This window comes from Crenalkalicoccus roseus, assembly GCF_004761865.1.
GTDB lineage: Bacteria > Pseudomonadota > Alphaproteobacteria > Acetobacterales > Acetobacteraceae > Crenalkalicoccus > Crenalkalicoccus roseus.
Genome location: NZ_SJDM01000001.1, coordinates 419,274 through 437,061, shown reverse-complemented (window position 1 = coordinate 437,061; position 17,788 = coordinate 419,274). Strand labels below are relative to the sequence as shown.

The following is a 17,788-nucleotide window of genomic DNA, read 5'->3' as shown; positions in this document are numbered from 1 at the left end:
GGCGGAGGCGGCGCCGCCCGCCCCTCCGCCGCCGCGGCGGCGCCATGGCGGCGCCCGCCCGGCCTGAGGCGGCCGGCGGCGAGGGGGCGGAGGGGCGGCCGCCGGCACGAGGCCGCTGCCGGCGCATGGATCTGTCGCGCGGCCTTGATTCCGGCTAGATTTCCTCAAGGTATAAGGAATTGCTCCTGGGGTGGCACCACGGTGGGATGCGCGGCGGAGGAATCGCTGGACCTGGAGCGGGCGCGGCTCTTCGCCCTCCTGGCGCGGCTGCTGGCGGAAGCGCCCGACGTGGCGCTGCTCGGGCGGCTGCGCCGCCTCGCGGGCGAGGAGGGCACGCCGCTCGGCCGCGCCCTCGCCGCGCTTGCCGACGCCGCGGCGCGCGCCGAGCCCGGAGCGCTCGAGCGCGAGTATTTCGACCTCTTCATCGGCCTCGGGCGCGGCGAGCTGCTGCCTTACGCCTCCTACTATCTCACCGGCTTCCTGCACGAGCGGCCGCTGGCCGAGCTGCGCGGCGACCTCGCCCGGCTCGGCGTCGCGCGCGCCGCGGGGGTGGCGGAGCCCGAGGACCACATCGCCTTCCTGTGCGAGACGCTGGCGGGGCTGCTGGAAGGCCGGCTCGGCCCCGGGGCGGAGGCGGCTGGACCCTTCTTCGCCCGGCATCTCCGCCCCTGGGCCGGGCGGTTCTTCGCCGACCTCGAGGCGGCGGAGGCGGCGCGCTTCTACCGGGCCGTGGGCACGCTCGGGCGGGTGACGATCGAGATCGAACAGGCGGCGGCGGAGCTGCCGGAGGAATGAGCGGAGGCAGGCGATGAACGGCAGGAAGGACGGCGGTGTGGCGGAGCGGCGCGGCTTCCTGCGCGCGCTCGGGCTCGGGACGGCGGCGGCCGCCGCCGCCGTCGCCCCGGCGGCGGCGCAGCGCTCCGACAGCGTCCCCGCGGGGCAGGCCCGCAAGGAGAGCGCCGCGGAGCGCGTGGCCGCCCGCTACCGGGAGACGGACCATGTGCGCGCCTTCTACCGCACCAACCGCTACTGAGCGCGGCGAGGGGAGGAGATTCCATGCTGATCCGGCGATCTGAGGCACGGGCCGCGCGGCAGCGCCTCTCCGAGGCCTATCGCGGCCTCTCCGCGGGCGGTCTCGGCCGGCGCGGCTTCCTCCGCCAGGCGGGACTCGGGGCGGCGGGCCTCGCCGCGCTCGGCAGCCTGGCGCCCGGCCGGGCGGAGGCGGCCGGCGCCATGGGGGTGATCGACCACGCGCAGCCGGTGCAGCGGATCAAGAACCTCTGCACCCACTGCTCGGTCGGCTGCACGGTGATCGCCGAGGTGCAGAACGGCGTCTGGGTCGGGCAGGAGCCGGCCTGGGAGAGCCCGATCAACCGCGGCACGCACTGCGCCAAGGGCGCCGCGGTGCGCGAGCTGGTCTCGGGCGAGCGGCGCCTGAAATACCCGATGAAGCTGGTGGACGGGGAGTGGCGGCGCCTTTCCTGGGACCAGGCGATCGAGGAGATCGGCGCGGGGCTGCTGCGCATCCGCGAGCAGTCGGGGCCGGATGCGGTGTTCTGGCTGGGCAGCGCCAAATTCTCCAACGAGGGCGCCTACCTGTTCCGCAAGATGGCGGCCTTCTGGGGCACCAACAGCGCCGACCACCAGGCGCGCATCTGCCACTCCACCACGGTGGCGGGCGTGGCCAACACCTGGGGCTACGGGGCGCAGACCAACTCCTACAACGACATCCGCAACAGCCGCACCATCATCATCATCGGCGGCAACCCGGCCGAGGCGCACCCGGTCTCGATGCAGCACGTGCTGGCGGGGCGGGAGCTGAACCGGGCCAACCTGATCGTCTTCGATCCGCGCTTCACCCGCACCGCGGCGCACGCCACCGAATACGTGCGCATCCGCCCCGGCACGGACATCCCCATCGCCTGGGGGCTGCTCTGGCACGTCTTCCGCAATGGCTGGGAGGACAAGGAGTTCATCCGCAGCCGGGTCTACGGCATGGAGGAGGTGCGCAAGGAGGTGGAGCGCTGGACGCCGCAGGAGGTGGAGCGCGTCACCGGCGTTCCCCCGGCGCAGATGGAGCGCGTCGCGCGGCTGCTGGCCACCGAGAAGCCGGCGACCGTGGTGTGGTGCATGGGCGCGACGCAGAAGACGGTCGGCACCGCCAATGTGCGAGCGCTCTGCGCCCTCCTGCTCGCCACCGGCAACATCGGCGCCGAGGGCACGGGGGCCAACATCTTCCGCGGCCACTGCAACGTGCAGGGCGCGACCGATGCCGGGCTCGACGTGGTGACGCTGCCCTACTACTACGGCCTCGACGAGAACGCCTGGCGGCACTGGTGCCGGGTGTGGGAGGTGGACTACGACTGGATGCTCTCCCGCTTCGCCAGCAAGAAGCTGATGGAGACGCCGGGCATTCCCACCACCCGCTGGTTCGACGCCACGCTGCTGCCGCCCGACCAGATCGAGCAGCCGAGCCCGCTCAAGGCGATGATGGTGTTCGGCCACGGCGGCAACACCGTCACCCGCATGCCGGACATGGTGAAGGGGCTGGAGGCGCTGGAGATGCTGGTCGTCGCCGACCCGCATCCCACCACCTACGCCCAGGTGGCGCCGCGGCGGAACAACACCTGGCTGCTGCCGATCTGCACGCAGTTCGAGACCTCGGGCAGCCGCACCGCCTCCAACCGCTCGCTGCAGTGGGGCGAGCGGATCGTGGCGCCGATCTTCGAATCCAAGGACGACTACGAGGTCCTGTACCTGCTGGCGAGGCGGCTCGGCTTCGCCGAGCCGATGTTCAAGAACATCCGGGTGGAGAACAACCACCCCTCGCCCGAGGACATCCTGCGCGAGATCAACCGCGGCTCGCTCAGCACCGGCTATTCCGGCCAGTCGCCGGAGCGGCTGAAGCTGCACATGGCGAACCAGCAGCACTTCGACCTGGTGACGCTGCGCGGCAAGGAGGGCACGCCGGTGGCCGGGGACTACTACGGCCTGCCCTGGCCCTGCTGGGGCACGCCGGAGATGAAGCACCCCGGCAGCCACATCCTCTACAACACCAACCTGCACGTGAAGGAAGGCGGCGGCACCTTCCGCGCCCGCTTCGGCGTCGAGCGCAACGGCGAGACGCTGCTCGCCGAGGGCAGCTTCTCGAAGGGCTCCGAGATCCAGGACGGCTATCCGGAGTTCACGGTGGCGCTGCTCAAGCGCCTCGGCTGGTACGAGGAGCTGACCGAGCACGAGCGGGAGGTGATCCGCCGCATCGGCGGCGAGAACGAGGACCGGGTGAGCTGGTCCACCGACCTCTCCTTCGGCATCATCCGCGTCGCCATGGAGCATGGCTGCGTGCCCTACGGCAACGCCAAGGCGCGCGCGCTGGCCTGGAACCTGCCCGACCCGGTGCCGGTGCACCGCGAGCCGATCTACACCCCGCGCACCGACCTGCTGCCGCCGCGCGACCTGATGGCGGTCGGCGGCGGCACCGCCACGCCGCCGCCCGGCACCTACCCCGCGCTGCCGGACCGGCGCGGCTTCCGCCTGCCGGTGGAGTACCAGTCGCGCCAGCTCCGCTCCTTCGACGTGGCGCGCGACTACCCGATCATCCTCACCTCCGGGCGGCTGGTGGAGTACGAGGGGGGCGGGGAGGAGACCCGCTCCAACAAGTGGCTGGCCGAGCTGCAGCAGGACATGTTCGTCGAGATCAACCCGGCCGACGCCCAGGCGCGCGGCATCCGCGACGGGCAATGGGTGCAGGTGCGCGGCCCGGAGATGCCGGAGGGGCGCTGGGTGCGGGTGAAGGCGCTGGTGACCGAGCGCGTCGGCCGCGGCGTCGCCTTCATGCCGTTCCACTTCGGCGGCTGGTTCATGGGCGAGGACCGGCGGCGCTTCTACCCGCCGGGCACCGACCCGATCGTGCTCGGCGAGAGCGTGAACGCGGTGACCACCTACGGCTACGACCCGGTGACCGGGATGCAGGAAACCAAGGTCACGCTGTGCCAGATCCGCGCCGCGTGAGGAGGAGGAGCATCGCATGGCCCGCATGAAGTTCCTCTGCGACGCGGAGCGCTGCATCGAATGCAACGCCTGCGTCACCGCCTGCAAGAACGAGCACCAGGTGCCCTGGGGCATCAACCGCCGCCGCGTGGTGACGCTGAACGACGGCCGCCCCGGCGAGCGCTCGATCTCCATGGCGTGCATGCACTGCACCGACGCGCCCTGCGCCGCGGTCTGCCCGGTGGCCTGCTTCTACACCACGGCAGACCACGTGGTGCTGCACGACAAGGACCTGTGCATCGGCTGCGGCTACTGCTTCTACGCCTGCCCCTTCGGGGCGCCGCAATACCCGCGCGTCGGCAATTTCGGCGGGCGGGGCAAGATGGACAAGTGCACCTACTGCGCCGGCGGGCCGCAGCAGGACAACAGCCACGCCGAATACCTGCAGTACGGATCGAACCGCCTCGCCGAGGGCAAGCTGCCGCTCTGCGCCGAGATGTGCTCGACCAAGGCGCTGCTCGCCGGCGACGGGGAGATCATCGCCACCATCTACCGCGAGCGGGTGCAGCAGCGCGGCTACGGCTCCGGAGCCTGGGGCTGGCGCACCGCCTACAAGGAGGTGCCGCAGGTATGATCGCCCTTCCCTGGAGGCCGGCGGCGCTCGGCCTGCTGCTGCTCGTCCTGCCGCTCGCCGCGCCCGCGCAGCCGGTGCACCCGGCGCAGGACGGCCCCCCGGCGCTGACCGCGCGCGGCCCCGACGCCTCCGAGCTCGAGCTGCAGCGGGCCCTGCAGGGCGGACGCATCGAGGGGCGCGTCACCATACCGGACCGCCAGGCGGCCAGCCTGGTCCAGCCGGCCGGGCGGGACTGGCGGGTCTTCCACAATCGCACCCTGGTCTGGATCGGCGGCATCGCCATCCTCGGCATGCTCGCCATCCTCGCCGCCTTCTACCTGATCCGGGGACGCATCCGGCCCTCCAGCGGCCTGTCCGGGCGCACCGTGCTGCGCTTCAACCTGCTCGAGCGCGCCAACCACTGGATGGTCGCGGCCTCCTTCATCGTGCTCGCCCTTTCCGGGCTGAACCTCACCTTCGGGCGGCACCTGCTGCTGCCGGTGATCGGCCCGGAGGCCTTCGCCACGCTCAGCCTGTGGGGCAAGATCGCCCACAACTTCCTCGCCTTCCCCTTCACCCTCGGCATCGTGGTGATGCTGCTGCTCTGGGTCCGGGACAACCTGCCGAACCGGACCGACTGGGCCTGGGTGCGCGCGGGCGGCGGCTTCCTCGGCGGCGCGCATCCGGCGGCGGGGCGCTTCAACGCCGGGCAGAAGCTGGTGTTCTGGATCACCATCCTCGGCGGCGCGCTGGTGGCCGCCTCGGGCTACATGCTGATGTTCCCCTTCGCGGTCACCGACGTGGCCGGGATGCAGCTCTCCCACATCGTGCACGGCGTGCTCGCGATGCTGATGATCGCGGCCATGCTCGCGCACATCTACATCGGCTCGCTCGGCATGGAGGGGGCCTTCTCCGCCATGAGCAACGGCCGGGTGGACTACAACTGGGCGAAGGAGCACCACAGCCTGTGGCTGGAGGAGGAGGTGGCCAGGGCCGGCGAGGCCGCCGGCGCGCCGCGCAGCGCCAAGGCCGCCGGCGCCGACTGACCGGGGGCGTGCCGATGCGCCTGATCGGCCTCGCCGGCTGGAGCGGGGCCGGCAAGACCACCCTGCTCGTCAGGCTGATCCCCTGCCTCACCCGGCGGGGGATCGCCGTCTCCACCATCAAGCACGCGCACCACGCCTTCGACGTGGACACGCCCGGCAAGGATTCCTGGGAGCACCGCCAGGCCGGGGCGCGGCAGGTGCTGGTCAGCTCCGCACGGCGCTGGGCGCTGATGACCGAGCTGCGCGAGGCGCCGGAGCCGGGGCTCGGCTTCCTGCTTTCCCGCCTCTCCCCGGTGGATCTGGTGATCGTGGAAGGGTTCAAGGCGGACGCCCATCCGAAGATCGAGGTGCACCGCGGCGCCAACGGCAAGCCCTGGCTGCACCCCGAGGATGCGGCGATCCGCGCCGTCGCGAGCGATGTCCCGCCCCCGGCCGGCGCCGCCCTGCCCTGGGCGCATCTCGACGATGTCGAGCGGATCGCCGAGCTGGCGCTCGCGCACGCCGCCCCGCTTCCCGGAACGTAGTGCGGCGGAGGCGGGCATGGCGCAGCTCTCCGACGACTGCTTCGCCTTCGGCGGCGCGCTGCTTTCCGTCGAGGCGGCGCAGGCGCTGATCGAGGAGCGCGTGCCGCCGCTCGGCGGGGAGGAGGAGGTGCCGCTCGCCGCGGCGCGCGGGCGGGTGCTGGCGCGGGACCTGGTGGCGGGGCTGCCGCTGCCGCCCTTCCACAACAGCGCCGTGGACGGCTACGCCTTCCGCCATGCCGATCTCCGGCCGGGGGAGGAGACGCCGCTGCCGCTGCAGGGCCGCCTCGCCGCCGGGGCGGCGGCGGGTGCGCTGCGCCCCGGCTGCGCCATGCGCATCTTCACCGGCGCGCCCATGCCCGCGGGTGCCGACACCGTGCTGATGCAGGAGGATGCGCGCCTCGCCGGAGAGGCGGTGCTGGTGCCGCCCGGCCTGGGGCGGGGCGCCAATGCCCGCCCGGCGGGAGAGGATGTCGCTTCCGGCGCGCTGGCCCTGCCGGCGGGGCGGCGGCTGGGGCCGGCGGAGATCGGCCTCGCCGCAGCGCTCGGCCGCACGGCGCTGCCGGTGCGGCCGCTGCTGCGCGTCGGCGTGTTCTCGACCGGCGACGAACTCGCCCCGCCTGGCGCGCCGCTCGGTCCGGCGCAGACCTATGACAGCAACCGCTTCACCCTGCTGGCCCTGCTCGCCGGGCTGCCGGTGGCGGCGTCCGATCTCGGCATCCTGCCCGACCGCGCCGCGGCGACCGCGGCGGCGCTGCGCGCGGCGGCGGCGGCGCACGACCTGCTGCTGACCTCGGGCGGCGTCTCCACCGGGGAGGAGGACCATGTGCGCGCCGCCATCGAGGCGGGAGGGCGGCTGGTGTTCTGGCGCCTCGCCGTGAAGCCGGGGCGGCCGGCGGCGATGGGGCTGGTCGAGGGGAAGCCGGTGGTCGGCCTGCCCGGCAATCCGGTGGCGGCGGTGGTGACCTTCCTCCATCTCGTCCGGCCGCTGGTGCTGCGCCTCTCCGGCGCCGTGCCGGAGCGGCTGGTGCGCTTCCCGGCCGAGGCGGGCTTCGCCTATCGCAAGAAGCCGGGGCGGCGGGAATATGTGCGGGTGCGCCTCCGCCCCGGCGACCCGCTGCCGCGGGCGGAGAAATTCGGGCGGGAGGGGGCGGGGCTGCTCACCTCCCTCACCGAATCCGACGCCTTCGCCGAGCTGCCGGAACAGGCCACCGCCATCGCCCCGGGCGAGACGGTGCAGGTGCTGCCCTTCGCCGCGGTGCTGTGAGCGGCGGCCGGTTCCGGCCCCCGCGATCCGCCCTATTCCGCCGCCACCTCCACCAGCACCAGCTCCACCGCCTCGCTGGCCGTGATCGCGATCTCCGCCTCGTCGCGGATCGCCGCGCCGTCGCGGGCGCCGAGGGCGAGGCCGTTCACCGTGACCGCGCCGCGCGCCGGCACCAGGTAGGCGGCGCGGCCGGGGCCGAGGGGCTGGCGCAGCGTCTGGCCGGGGCGCAGCGTCGCCGCCATCACCGCCGCGTCGGCGTTGATCGGCAGCGCGCCGGCGCCCGCATCCTGCGGCCGTCCGCCCGCCAGCACGGTGAAGCCGGCCTCCCGCGCCGCTTCGGGGAAGGCGCGGCTGCCCCAGGCGGGCCGGGCGCCGCGCCGGTCGGGGAGGATCCAGATCTGGAAGATCCGCGTCGTCACCGGCTCCAGATTGTACTCGCTGTGCACCACGCCGGTGCCGGCGGACATGACCTGCACCTCGCCCGCCGCGGTGCGGCCCTCGTTGCCCATGCTGTCGCGGTGGGTGATGGCGCCGTCGCGCACATAGGTGACGATCTCCATGTCGCGGTGCGGGTGCGGATCGAAGCCGGTCATCGGCGCGATCTCGTCGTCGTTCCAGACGCGCAGCCTGCCCCAGCCCATGCGCGCGGGGTCGTGGTAGCCGGCGAAGGAGAAGTGGTGGCGCGCCTTCAGCCAGCCATGGTCGGCGCCGCCGAGGCCGGCGAAGGGCCGGATGTCGATCATCGGGGATGCCCTCTCTCGCGAAGGGGGCCGCGGCGCGGCCCCGTTGTGCGGAGAGATGGGATGGCGCCTGCGCCCGGCCCATCGGCCGGGTGGATGACGGCCATCCGGGCGGCGCCCGGCCTCGGAGGCGGTTCCGCACGCCTGCTCACGCCGGCGGCTCGGGCCCCGTGTCCGTGGAAGCGGAGGCGCGCCCCTGGCCGCTCTCCGGCTGCCGGCGATCCGCTCCGGAGCGGATCGCCGGCAGCCGGAAGCGTGAACCTGCTCTGCGAACAACGCGCCGGAGCCGTTTCCGCGGGCACAGCCGACCGGAAACGGCTCTAGCGGCACATCAGCACGGGGATGTCGGCGTTCTCCAGCACGTGCCGCGTCACGCCGCCGAGGATGAGCTGGCGCAGCCGCGAATGGCTGTAGGCCCCCATGCACAGCAGGTCGGCGCCGAAGTCGCGCGCGGCGCCGAGCAGCCCCGCCCCCACCTCCTTGGTGATCGGCTTGAACAGCACCTTCTCGGCCTCGATCTCGTGCCAGCGCAGATAGGTGAGCAGACCGTCCACGGGCGGGCCGCGGCGCTGGTACTCGTCGGCGTAGAGCACGCGCACCGCCTGGGCGCGGTGCAGCCAGGGCAGGGCCGCGGCCACCGCCGCCGCGCTCTCCGCCGTGCCGTTCCAGGCGACGCAGACGCGGGTGCCGATGGTCGCCGGCGGCTCGCGCGGCGCGATCAGCACGGGGCGGCCGCTGTCGAACAGCACGGCGTGCAGCGCGTCGGAGGAGGAGACGTCCTCCCCCGCCTCCGGGTGCGGCACCACCACGAGGTCGTAGAGGCGCGACTGCTGCGCCACCACGTCCTCCTCCCGCCCGGGGATGGATTCGAAGGAGAGGGTGGGGCCGTCGGTGCGCAGCGCCGTCTCCGGGCTCGTGGCCAGGGTCACGCCGCCGGCGGTCTCGGCGAAGCGTTCGAACAGCGCCCGCACGCGCGCGGCGCGCTCGCCGCTCTCGCGTTCGGTCGCCGCCATCATCTCCTCGATCATCGCCCCGGAGAGTCCCTCCCCGGCGAGCGGCGCGACGTCGCGCGCATCCACGCGGACATGCAGGCAGTGCACATGGGCGTTCCAGATCCGCGCCACCATCAGGGCGGTGGCGAGGGCGGCTTCCCCGGCCGCGGTGCCGGTCAGCGGCACCAGCAGGCGTCGATAGGCCATGGCGCGTCTCCCAAACGGCGCTTCCGGTGCGAGCTTAGCACGAATGGTCGGGCGGCAAGCGCAACAGCGCACGCGCCGCCGGCAGCGGGTCCGCCGCCGCGTCCAGCACCGTCCAGTCCACCGGTCCGACATCGCGCGCCAGCGCCGCCTCCAGCACCGCCACCGTGGCGTCCGAGGCGTCGCCGCGCCGCGCCGCGACGCGCGCGCGCAGCACCTCCGCCGGCGCGGTGAGCCAGATCCCGGTGAAGGGCACGCCGGCCGCGGCCGCGGCGGCGGCGATGCCGGCGCGGTCGGCGGCGGAGAGGAAGGAGGCGTCGGCGATCACCGCATGGCCGCCGCGCGCCACCTCGGCGGCCGCGGCGAAGAGGTCGCGGAACACGGCGGCGCTCGCCGCGGCGGAATAGGCGCTGTCCGGCAGCCGCTCCTCCGGCGCCGCGCCGTGGCGGCGCTTGCGGATCTCGTCGCTGCGCAGCACCAGCGCCCCGGGCGCGGCGCCGAGCGAGGGGGCGAGGGCGCGGGCGAGGGTGCTCTTGCCCGTCCCCGGCAGGCCCCCGATGGCGAGGAGGCGGGGCGGCGGCGGATCGAGCCGCGCCTCGGCGGTGGCGAGGTAGCCCTCGGCCTCCGCCGCCGCGCCGCGGGCGGCGGCGACATGGGCCCGCACCATGGCGCGCAGGGAGAGCCAGAGCGGCAGCGCCCCGGTCAGCCCGGCATCGCCGCCGCGCGCCACGTAGCGGTTCAGCACCCGGTTGGCGGCCGGGCGGCCGGCGCGGGCCTCGAGGTCCATCAGCAGGAAGGCGAGGTCGTAGCCGGTGTCGATCGTCGCCAGCGCCTCGTCGAACTCCAGCGCGTCGAAGGGCGTCGGCCGCCCCTGCCAGAGGCAGAGGTTGCCGAGATGCAGGTCGCCATGGCAGCGCCGCACCCGCCCCTCCGCGGCGCGGGCGGCGAGCAGGGGGGCGAGGCGGGCGCGCCGGGCCTCCGCCGCTTCCGCCCAGGCCGCCGCGCGCGCCTCCGGCAGCCCGGCGGCGCGCGCGGCGGCGAGGTTGCCGGCGATGACGCGCGCCATCGCCGCCGGGGCGTCCACCCCCGGCACGGGGGGCAGGGCGGCGTGCATGGCCGCGACCGCGTCGCCGAGGGCGTCGAGCAGCGGCGGCGTCAGCCCGCCGCGCGCGGCGACGGCGTCGAGGAAGGCGTCCTGCGGCAGCGGGGCCATGCGCAGCACCCACTCCACCGCCTCTCCCTCGCCGCCGAGGGCGAGCGCGCCGTCGGCGCCGCGCGTCACCGGCAGCACATCGCGGTAGAGGCCGGGGGCGAAGGCGCGGTTCAGCTCCAGCTCGCGCCGCGCGAAGCGCTCCCGCGCCGCGAGGGTGGTGAAGTCGAGGAAGCCGAGATCCACCGCCTTCTTCAGCTTCAGCGCCTGGTCCGGCCCGACGAAGACGGCGGAGATGTGGGTCTCGATCGGCGCCGCGCCGGTGATCCGCCGCAGCAGCGCCGCGGCCTCCGCCTGCTGCGGCGGGATCATGGGCCGGGGCGCCCGGTCACGGATACAGCGCCTCGGTGCGCCAGCCCGCGCCCTCACGGTGGAAGACCTGGCGCTCGTGCAGGCGGAAGGGCATGTCGCGCCAGAACTCGATGCGCTCGGGCAGCAGGCGGAAGCCGGACCAGAAGGGCGGGCGCGGGATCTCGCCGAGGCCGAATCGCAGCGTGTACTCCGCCACCGCCTTCTCCAGCGCGAACCGCCCCTCGAGCGGGCGGGACTGGCGGCTGGCCCAGGCGCCGATGCGGCTGCCGCGGTCGCGGGTGGCGAAATAGGCATCCGCCTCGGCGTCGGAGACGCGCTCGACCGGCCCCTCCACCCGCACGCTGCGGGCGAGCGACTTCCAGTGGAAGCAGAGCGCGGCGTGGGGGTTGGCGGCGAGTTCCCGCCCCTTCCGGCTTTCGAGGTTGGTGTAGAAGACGAAGCCCCGCGCATCCACGCCCTTGAGCAGCACCATGCGGGCGGAAGGGCGCCCCTCCGGCGTCGCGGTGGCGAGGCAGACGGCGTTCGGGTCGCTCGGCTCGCCGCGCGAGGCTTCCTCCAGCCAGGCCCGGAAGCGGGCGATCGGATCCTCGGTGCTGTCCATGCGGCGCATCCCTGCGGCGGGCACGGGCGCCGGCCGGCGGCCCCTTGCCCAGGCGCCGGGGGTGTGCCACCACGCCTGACCTTCCGCAACCAGCCGGTGACCTGCCCACGATGAACGAAGCGCCGCTCGCCGCCATCCCCTCCGGCACGCTCATGGCCGGCAAGCGCGGCCTGATCATGGGGGTGGCGAACGACCGCTCGATCGCCTGGGGCATCGCCCGCGCCGTGGCGGCGCAGGGCGCCGAGGTGGCCTTCACCTACCAGGGAGAGGCGCTGGAGAAGCGCGTCCGCCCGTTGGCGGAAAGCCTGGGCGGGCGCCACGTCCTGCCCTGCGACGTCACCGACGATGCCAGCGTGGACGCCGCCTTCCGCGCGCTGGAGCGGGACTGGGGCGGGCTCGACTTCCTGGTGCACGCCATCGGCTTCGCCGACAAGCAGTACCTGCGCGGCCGCTACCTGGACACGCCGCGCGAGGCGTTCCTGCAGGCCCTCGACATCTCCTGCTACTCCTTCGTCTCGGTCAGCCAGCGCGCGGTGCCGCTGATGAGGAACGGCGGGTCGCTGCTGACCATGAGCTACCTCGGCGCCGAGCGCGTCACCCCGCATTACAACGTGATGGGCGTGGCGAAGGCGGCGCTCGAGGCCTCGGTGCGCTACCTGGCGGCCGATCTCGGCGGGCTGAACATCCGGGTGAACGCGATCTCGGCCGGGCCGATCCGCACCCTGGCGGCGAGCGGCATCGGCGATTTCCGCTACATCCTGAAGTGGAACCAGCTCAACGCGCCGCTGCGCCGCAACGTGACGATCGAGGAGGTGGGCGGCGCGGGACTCTACCTGCTCTCCGACCTCTCCTCGGGCGTGACGGGCGAGGTGCACCACGTGGATTGCGGCTACCACGTCGTCGGCATGAAGAACCCGGACGCGCCGGACATCGCCACGGCGAAGGACTGATCGGGGCGGCGCCCTCGGCTGTCGCCAGGGCGGCCCGCGCGCGGTGCGCCGGAACGAGCCGCGGGCCGGGCGGAACCGGGACGCCCGCCCTCTCTCGCCTGCACTTGTGATCGCCCTCATGCCCGTCCCGGGGCGAGGCTGCTGCCGCCCGTCGGACAGCACCCGCCCACCGCGCGCGATGCCGAGGTGCGAGAGGCGCCCGCCGCTGCCCGCCCGGCAGGCCATGCCGCGGGCGAGGGCGGATGCGAGGCGGTCCACGCCGATCATGGGACGCGGCCCGGAACCGTCATGTGGCGACGACGATGCCCGCCCCGGCCCGCCCAGGCAGCCCGATCGCCTGAGCGAAGGCTGATCGCCGGGCGCTTCCGACACTCCGAAGGCGGCGCCCGCCTCCGGCGCGCCGCCATCGCAAGGGACGGTTGCGCCATGACACGAGCACGGACAGCCGGCCTCCTTGCCCTGATCCCCGCCCTTCTGGTCCCCCGGGCCGCGCCAGGCCTTGCCATCACCATCAACGGGGTCACCCTCACCGCCCCGCCCGGGGAAGCCACCATCCCCCTGGCCGGCACCTGCGGGGCGCCGCAGCCGGGCCTGCCGCGCCTCTTCGTCGTGGACACGCCGTTCTTCAAGGGGCTCGGCATGACCGACTTCGCCCTCGTCGGGCCGCCTTCCGCCAATCCCTTCTTCTGCCCCTTCAACGCGCACGGCATCCTCATCGAGCACGACGTCACGCCCTTCCCCAGGCGGCGCAGTACCCCATAGCGCCGCCTCGGCTTGCCCATCGGGCGGCGACGCGGGAATGATCGCGGCATGTCCCACAACAGCTTCGGCCATCTGTTCCGCGTCACCACCTGGGGCGAGTCCCACGGCCCCGCCATCGGCTGCGTGGTGGATGGCTGCCCGCCGCGCCTGGCCCTGTCCGAGGCCGACATCCAGCCCTTCCTCGACCGTCGCCGGCCCGGCCAGTCCCGCCTCGTCACCCAGCGGCAGGAGCCGGACCGGGTGCGCATCCTCTCCGGCGTCTTCGAGGGGCTGACCACCGGCACCCCGATCGCGCTGATGATCGAGAACGAGGACCAGCGCTCGCGCGACTACGGCGAGATCAGGGACCGCTTCCGCCCCGGCCATGCCGACCTGACCTATGCGCTGAAATACGGCATCCGCGACTACCGCGGCGGCGGCCGCGCCTCGGCGCGGGAGACGGCGATGCGGGTCGCCGCCGGCGCCGTCGCGCGCAAGGTGCTGGGGCCGGAGGTGGTGATCCGCGGCGCGCTGGTGCAGCTCGGCCCCGACCGGGTGGAGCGCGCCAGATGGGACTGGGCGGCGGTGGAGGAGAACGCCCTCTTCTGCCCCGACCGCGAGGCCGCCGCGCGCTGGGAGGAGACGCTGCTCGCCGCGCGCAAGGCCGGCTCCTCCCTCGGCGCCGTGATCGAGGTGGTGGCGGAGGGCGTGCCCCCCGGCCTCGGCGCGCCCGTCTATGGCAAGCTCGATGCCGACATCGCCGCGGCGCTGATGGGCATCAATGCCGTGAAGGGCGTCGAGATCGGCGAGGGCTTCGCCGCCGCCGCCCTCTCGGGCGAGGAGAACGCCGACGAGATGCGCATGGAGCCGGACGGGCGGGTGCGCTTCCTCTCCAACCGGGCGGGCGGGATCCTGGGCGGCATCAGCACCGGCCAGCCCATCGTCGCGCGCTTTGCGGTGAAGCCCACCTCCTCCATCCTCACGCCGCGCCGCGCCGTGGACCGGTTCGGGCAGGAGACGGAGGTGGTGACGCGGGGGCGGCACGACCCCTGCGTCGGCATCCGCGCCGTGCCGGTGGGGGAGGCGATGCTGGCGCTGGTGCTGGCCGACCACCTGCTGCGCCACCGGGCGCAGAACCCCGACGCTCCCTCGACGGCGCGGCTGCCCCGGAACTGACGGCGCGGCGCCAGGGCGACATTAACTTACGCGCGCATTTCCTATCGGGATTATATGCTTCTGCGTGTGGCCGGGCTTGGCCCGGCGGCAATGCGGGAGAATGGCCGGATGAGCGAGACCCACAGGCGAAGCCTCGTCAAGGCGATCAGCTGGCGGGCGACCGGGACGGCGGATACCTTCCTGATCAGCTGGCTCATCACCGGCAAGCCGCTGCTCGCCGGCGGCATCGCCGCCACCGAGGTGGTGACCAAGATCGGACTGTTCTATCTGCATGAGCGCGCCTGGGCGCGCATCCCCTGGGGGCGGCAGGACCATGCCCGGGCCGCGCCGCCGCTCCCTGGCGCTCCCGCCCCCGCCACCGCGTCCCGTTAGCGCCGGCCACGCAGACGAACCGCGCCGCGAGGCGCCGCCTCCGTCAGGGGAGCGGTTTCCGTCGCGCGCGCAGCCGTGAGGGGGGCTGCTGCACCGGCCGGACGGTTGAGCCTTGACGCCGATCAAGGGAAGGGGCTTAGGCAGATCCGGAGAGAGGACGAGCCGAGGCCATGACCTTCGCCACCCCGCAGCCGGACAGCCGTGCCCTGGATGCCTTCGTATCCCTGTGCGGCCGTCGTGCCTGGCGGAAGCGGATGGCGGATCTCGAGGCACGGATCCGCACCGGCTCGCTCAGCGGGCGGGCGGCGCAGCAGCGCCACGCGCTGGAGCTGGCGCTGGCACGGCTCTGCGGGCGCCCGACGCTCGGCGTCACCAGCGCGGCCGAGCGGCGCCTCTCGGCCCTCGCCCATGAGGCGGTGGCCCTGGCCGGGGCCTTGCCGGAAGCCTCCCGCAGCCGGCTGCGCGAGCGGCTGCTGGAGGGGCTGAGCGGCGAGGCGACGCTGATCCCGCTCTTCCACCTGCTGCGCACCGCCGCCCTGGCGCGCGGCCGCGGCTTCACGGTGTCCTTCACCGGCCTGCTCGAAGACACGCCGCACGACCTGCTGATCGAACGCGAGGGGATGGCCGCCGAGGTGGTCTGCGAGACCGTCTCGGCCGAGGAGGGGCGCCGGCTGCACCGCGGCGACTGGTGGGCGCTGGTGGACCGCATCAGCCCCGAGTTGCAGACCTGGCTCGCCGCCCATCCGGGCCGCTACCTGCTGAAGATGACCCTGCCCGCCGGGCTGAACGGGCCGGAACAGCTCGCCGCCCTGCATCAGCGCATCTCCGAGATGCTCCAGGCCGAGAGGCGACAGGACGCCGGCGCGCAGGCGGTGCTGCGGCTCGACCCCCTGGTGATCGCCGGCGCGCAGAGCGCCGACGGGCTGCCGGCCCGGCTGCGCGCCCTGTTCGGGCACGAGGCGCATCTCGCCGTCACCACCGATCCCGGCAGCGGCAGCGTCTTCGTCCTCGCCGCTCGCGCCGGCCAGGAGAACGAGATCGCCGCCGCCGCCTGCCGCCGCCTGGCCCGCGCCGCCGAGAGCCGCCTGTCGCTGCGCCGCCCGGGCATCCTCTCGGTGTTCCTCGACGACCTCGACCGCGGCGAGTGGCGGGCGCTGCGCGAGCAGCACGAGCTGGAGGGCGCGGTGCGGCGCTTCTTCACCACCCCCGCGGCGCGTCCCGTGGTGGCGGTCACCTGCGCCTCCCGCTTCGAACTGTTCGGCGCCGCCCCGCCCGATGGCGCGCCCGAGGGCGAGCTGCGCTTCCGCAACCCCTCCCATGCGCAGGCCAAGCACCCGGCGCTGGCGCCGGCGGTGCTCTCCTCTCCGTGATGCCTGGCCTCCGCGTCATGGCCCCGCAACCGCCCGGATCCTGCCACGTTGTTGCGCCCGCATTGGGAGCTGCCGCTGCCGCAGCGGCGTGCGCGAGGACGATGGCCCATGACCGAACGTGAGTTCGAGGCGAAGCTTGCGGAGCTGGATCGGCTTCTGAACGACCCGGAGGTGCGGCTGGATCCGGACCGGGTCTGGTCGCTGCTCGCCGAGCTCAATGCCCGCACCGTCCCGGCCGCCACCCCGCGCGCGGCCCGCTAGAGCGGATCGCAAAGGGGCGGAAACGGCCGCGAGCGTCACTCCGCTCCACGAATGATCGGCCAAGGACGTTTCCGCGGCCACAGCCAAGTGGAAACGCCCCCGGAGCGGATCCCGTTCGGGTGGCCTCGCCTGAACGGGTGAAGGCGCCCGACGATCAACGAGCCGGAGCGTTTTTCCCTCGCCCGGGCTGGCGGCGAACACGCCGGTTCCTCGATGCGCAGGCGTTTCCGCCCGCACGGCCGAACCCTTCCTGAGCGGCATCCGACCCGGCGCCCCGTGCTCCCTTCGCAACGCGCCCTGCGGGCGGTTCAATCCGCCCATGCGAATCGAACCCCGCCCTGCCGCCCAGCCAGGCGCAGACCGCGGCGCGCCGCCGGCGCGCGCATGATCAAGTACATCGGCTCCAAGCGGGCGCTGCTCGGGCACATCCTGCGCGCGGTGCGCGCCGCCGCGCCCTGCGGCACGGTGCTCGACCTCTTCTCCGGCACCGCCCGCGTCGGCCATGCGCTGAAGGCCGCCGGCTACCGCGTGGTCGCCAACGACCACAACGCCTACGCCCATGCGCTGGCCACCTGCTACGTGCAGGCCGACCGCGAGCGGCACGCCGAGGCGGCGCGGCGCATCCTCGCCGACCTGGCGCGGCTGCCCGGCCGCCCCGGCTACTTCACCGAGACCTACTGCATCCGCTCCCGCTTCTTCCACCCGAGGAACGGCGAGCGCATCGACGCGATGCGCGAGGCGATCGCGGCGATGGGCCTGGAGCCGGAGCTGGAGGCGGTGGTGCTGGTCTCGCTGATGGAGGCGGCGGACCGCGTGGATTCCACCGCCGGGCTGCAGATGGCCTACATGAAGGCCTGGGCGCCGCGGGCGCACAAGCCGCTCGAACTCCGCCTGCCGGCGCTGCTGCCGCGCCCGCCGGCCGGCGCCTGCCTCGCCCTCTGCGGCAATGCCGAGGAGGTGGCGGGAACGGTCGAGGCCGACATCGCCTATCTCGATCCGCCCTACAACCAGCATTCCTACCTGAACAACTACCACATCTGGGAATCGCTGGTGCGCTGGGACAAGCCGGAGGTCTACGGCATCGCCTGCAAGCGCGTGGACTGCCGCACCCGCAAGAGCGCCTTCAACAGCCGCCCCCGCATCCTCCCCGCGCTCACGCGCATCGTGGAGTCGCTGCGCTGCCGGACGCTGATCGTCTCCTTCAACAACGAGGGCTATCTGACCCGGGAGCAGATGGAGCGGCTGCTCTCCCGCCGCGGCCGGGTGCAGGTGATCGAGCTGACCCACGACCGCTACGTCGGCGCCCGGATCGGCATCTACAACCCGAAGGGCGAGAAGGTCGGCCGGATCGGCCACCTGAAGAACACGGAATACGTCTATGTCGCCGGCCAGGCGCCGGCGCTTGCCTGAGGGCGGGCAGGG

General features: G+C 73.9%; 18 protein-coding genes. 14 read left to right on the top strand and 4 right to left on the bottom strand.

Translation table 11 applies throughout. The features are described 5' to 3' along the window. Window positions 1-201 precede the first annotated feature (201 nt). Genes ET526_RS02100 through ET526_RS02070 form a run of 7 tightly spaced genes read left to right on the top strand, consistent with a single transcriptional unit; the run spans window position 202 to window position 7,437 of the window. On the top strand, window positions 202-795 hold the full coding sequence (locus ET526_RS02100; RefSeq protein ID WP_135465987.1) for a TorD/DmsD family molecular chaperone: 594 nt from the start codon (window positions 202-204) through the stop codon (window positions 793-795). Window positions 796-808: 13 nt separating this feature from the next. After that, window positions 809-1,033, top strand: a complete 225-nt coding sequence (locus ET526_RS02095) for a twin-arginine translocation signal domain-containing protein (protein ID WP_135465986.1) — start codon at window positions 809-811, stop codon at window positions 1,031-1,033. 23 nt (window positions 1,034-1,056) lie between these two features. Then, window positions 1,057-4,011 (top strand): formate dehydrogenase subunit alpha, encoded by a 2,955-nt coding sequence (locus ET526_RS02090; RefSeq protein ID WP_135465985.1) that lies wholly within the window; start codon window positions 1,057-1,059, stop codon window positions 4,009-4,011. Window positions 4,012-4,027: 16 nt separating this feature from the next. Then, on the top strand, window positions 4,028-4,624 hold the full coding sequence (gene fdh3B / locus ET526_RS02085) for a formate dehydrogenase FDH3 subunit beta (protein WP_135465984.1): 597 nt from the start codon (window positions 4,028-4,030) through the stop codon (window positions 4,622-4,624). After that, a complete protein-coding gene (locus tag ET526_RS02080) occupies window positions 4,621-5,649 on the top strand; it encodes a formate dehydrogenase subunit gamma (protein WP_135465983.1) in 1,029 nt (342 codons plus the stop codon). The genes fdh3B and ET526_RS02080 overlap by 4 nt, the downstream gene beginning before the upstream one ends. Before the next feature lie 14 nt (window positions 5,650-5,663). Beyond that, window positions 5,664-6,173: a molybdopterin-guanine dinucleotide biosynthesis protein B gene (gene mobB, locus ET526_RS02075; protein WP_135466019.1), complete on the top strand. Its 510-nt coding sequence runs from the start codon at window positions 5,664-5,666 to the stop codon at window positions 6,171-6,173. 16 nt (window positions 6,174-6,189) lie between these two features. Beyond that, entirely contained in the window at window positions 6,190-7,437 is a 1,248-nt protein-coding gene (locus ET526_RS02070) for a molybdopterin molybdotransferase MoeA (protein WP_135465982.1), read from the top strand. Between the two features lie 32 nt (window positions 7,438-7,469). Here the strand turns inward: ET526_RS02070 and ET526_RS02065 are convergent, their stop codons facing one another. From ET526_RS02065 to pdxH, 4 genes are all read right to left on the bottom strand, one after another. Then, the gene (locus ET526_RS02065; protein ID WP_135465981.1) at window positions 7,470-8,180 is read right to left on the bottom strand and encodes a pirin family protein; all 711 of its coding nucleotides are present in this window, start codon (window positions 8,178-8,180) and stop codon (window positions 7,470-7,472) included. Between the two features lie 317 nt (window positions 8,181-8,497). Further along, window positions 8,498-9,376 (bottom strand): universal stress protein, encoded by an 879-nt coding sequence (locus ET526_RS02060; RefSeq protein WP_135465980.1) that lies wholly within the window; start codon window positions 9,374-9,376, stop codon window positions 8,498-8,500. A gap of 34 nt (window positions 9,377-9,410) precedes the next feature. Beyond that, window positions 9,411-10,895 (bottom strand): bifunctional aminoglycoside phosphotransferase/ATP-binding protein, encoded by a 1,485-nt coding sequence (locus ET526_RS02055; RefSeq protein WP_135465979.1) that lies wholly within the window; start codon window positions 10,893-10,895, stop codon window positions 9,411-9,413. Window positions 10,896-10,911: 16 nt separating this feature from the next. Beyond that, window positions 10,912-11,496: a pyridoxamine 5'-phosphate oxidase gene (gene pdxH, locus ET526_RS02050; RefSeq protein ID WP_135465978.1), complete on the bottom strand. Its 585-nt coding sequence runs from the start codon at window positions 11,494-11,496 to the stop codon at window positions 10,912-10,914. 110 nt (window positions 11,497-11,606) lie between these two features. On the opposite strand from pdxH, the gene fabI reads away from it, so the two are divergent. From fabI to ET526_RS02015, 7 genes are all read left to right on the top strand, one after another. Beyond that, window positions 11,607-12,446, top strand: coding sequence for an enoyl-ACP reductase FabI (fabI, locus tag ET526_RS02045; RefSeq protein WP_135465977.1), 840 nt, complete (start codon window positions 11,607-11,609; stop codon window positions 12,444-12,446). Between the two features lie 426 nt (window positions 12,447-12,872). Continuing rightward, complete coding sequence (locus tag ET526_RS02040) at window positions 12,873-13,208, top strand: hypothetical protein (RefSeq protein ID WP_135465976.1); 336 nt, start codon at window positions 12,873-12,875, stop codon at window positions 13,206-13,208. Window positions 13,209-13,256: 48 nt separating this feature from the next. Beyond that, the gene (gene aroC / locus ET526_RS02035; protein ID WP_135465975.1) at window positions 13,257-14,363 is read left to right on the top strand and encodes a chorismate synthase; all 1,107 of its coding nucleotides are present in this window, start codon (window positions 13,257-13,259) and stop codon (window positions 14,361-14,363) included. A 108-nt stretch (window positions 14,364-14,471) separates the two neighbouring features. Then, window positions 14,472-14,735, top strand: a complete 264-nt coding sequence (locus tag ET526_RS02030) for a DUF2061 domain-containing protein (protein WP_135465974.1) — start codon at window positions 14,472-14,474, stop codon at window positions 14,733-14,735. 170 nt (window positions 14,736-14,905) lie between these two features. Then, window positions 14,906-16,105, top strand: a complete 1,200-nt coding sequence (locus ET526_RS21180; protein WP_158295462.1) for a hypothetical protein — start codon at window positions 14,906-14,908, stop codon at window positions 16,103-16,105. Between the two features lie 108 nt (window positions 16,106-16,213). Then, window positions 16,214-16,366 (top strand): peptide chain release factor 1, encoded by a 153-nt coding sequence (locus ET526_RS02020; protein ID WP_135465973.1) that lies wholly within the window; start codon window positions 16,214-16,216, stop codon window positions 16,364-16,366. A 384-nt stretch (window positions 16,367-16,750) separates the two neighbouring features. Further along, window positions 16,751-17,776, top strand: coding sequence for a DNA adenine methylase (locus ET526_RS02015; RefSeq protein WP_135465972.1), 1,026 nt, complete (start codon window positions 16,751-16,753; stop codon window positions 17,774-17,776). Window positions 17,777-17,788: the final 12 nt, after the last annotated feature.

What these genes read in the sequence shown, in the direction of transcription:
- ET526_RS02095 (WP_135465986.1), top strand. Translation starts at nt 809, where the DNA reads ATGAACGGCAGGAAGGACGGCGGTGTGGCGGAGCGGCGCGGCTTCCTG.
- ET526_RS02090 (WP_135465985.1), top strand. Translation starts at nt 1,057, where the DNA reads ATGCTGATCCGGCGATCTGAGGCACGGGCCGCGCGGCAGCGCCTCTCC.
- fdh3B (WP_135465984.1), top strand. Translation starts at nt 4,028, where the DNA reads ATGGCCCGCATGAAGTTCCTCTGCGACGCGGAGCGCTGCATCGAATGC.
- ET526_RS02080 (WP_135465983.1), top strand. Translation starts at nt 4,621, where the DNA reads ATGATCGCCCTTCCCTGGAGGCCGGCGGCGCTCGGCCTGCTGCTGCTC.
- mobB (WP_135466019.1), top strand. Translation starts at nt 5,664, where the DNA reads ATGCGCCTGATCGGCCTCGCCGGCTGGAGCGGGGCCGGCAAGACCACC.
- ET526_RS02070 (WP_135465982.1), top strand. Translation starts at nt 6,190, where the DNA reads ATGGCGCAGCTCTCCGACGACTGCTTCGCCTTCGGCGGCGCGCTGCTT.
- ET526_RS02065 (WP_135465981.1), bottom strand. Translation starts at nt 8,180, where the DNA reads ATGATCGACATCCGGCCCTTCGCCGGCCTCGGCGGCGCCGACCATGGC.
- ET526_RS02060 (WP_135465980.1), bottom strand. Translation starts at nt 9,376, where the DNA reads ATGGCCTATCGACGCCTGCTGGTGCCGCTGACCGGCACCGCGGCCGGG.
- ET526_RS02055 (WP_135465979.1), bottom strand. Translation starts at nt 10,895, where the DNA reads ATGATCCCGCCGCAGCAGGCGGAGGCCGCGGCGCTGCTGCGGCGGATC.
- pdxH (WP_135465978.1), bottom strand. Translation starts at nt 11,496, where the DNA reads ATGGACAGCACCGAGGATCCGATCGCCCGCTTCCGGGCCTGGCTGGAG.
- fabI (WP_135465977.1), top strand. Translation starts at nt 11,607, where the DNA reads ATGAACGAAGCGCCGCTCGCCGCCATCCCCTCCGGCACGCTCATGGCC.
- ET526_RS02040 (WP_135465976.1), top strand. Translation starts at nt 12,873, where the DNA reads ATGACACGAGCACGGACAGCCGGCCTCCTTGCCCTGATCCCCGCCCTT.
- aroC (WP_135465975.1), top strand. Translation starts at nt 13,257, where the DNA reads ATGTCCCACAACAGCTTCGGCCATCTGTTCCGCGTCACCACCTGGGGC.
- ET526_RS02030 (WP_135465974.1), top strand. Translation starts at nt 14,472, where the DNA reads ATGAGCGAGACCCACAGGCGAAGCCTCGTCAAGGCGATCAGCTGGCGG.
- ET526_RS21180 (WP_158295462.1), top strand. Translation starts at nt 14,906, where the DNA reads ATGACCTTCGCCACCCCGCAGCCGGACAGCCGTGCCCTGGATGCCTTC.
- ET526_RS02020 (WP_135465973.1), top strand. Translation starts at nt 16,214, where the DNA reads ATGACCGAACGTGAGTTCGAGGCGAAGCTTGCGGAGCTGGATCGGCTT.
- ET526_RS02015 (WP_135465972.1), top strand. Translation starts at nt 16,751, where the DNA reads ATGATCAAGTACATCGGCTCCAAGCGGGCGCTGCTCGGGCACATCCTG.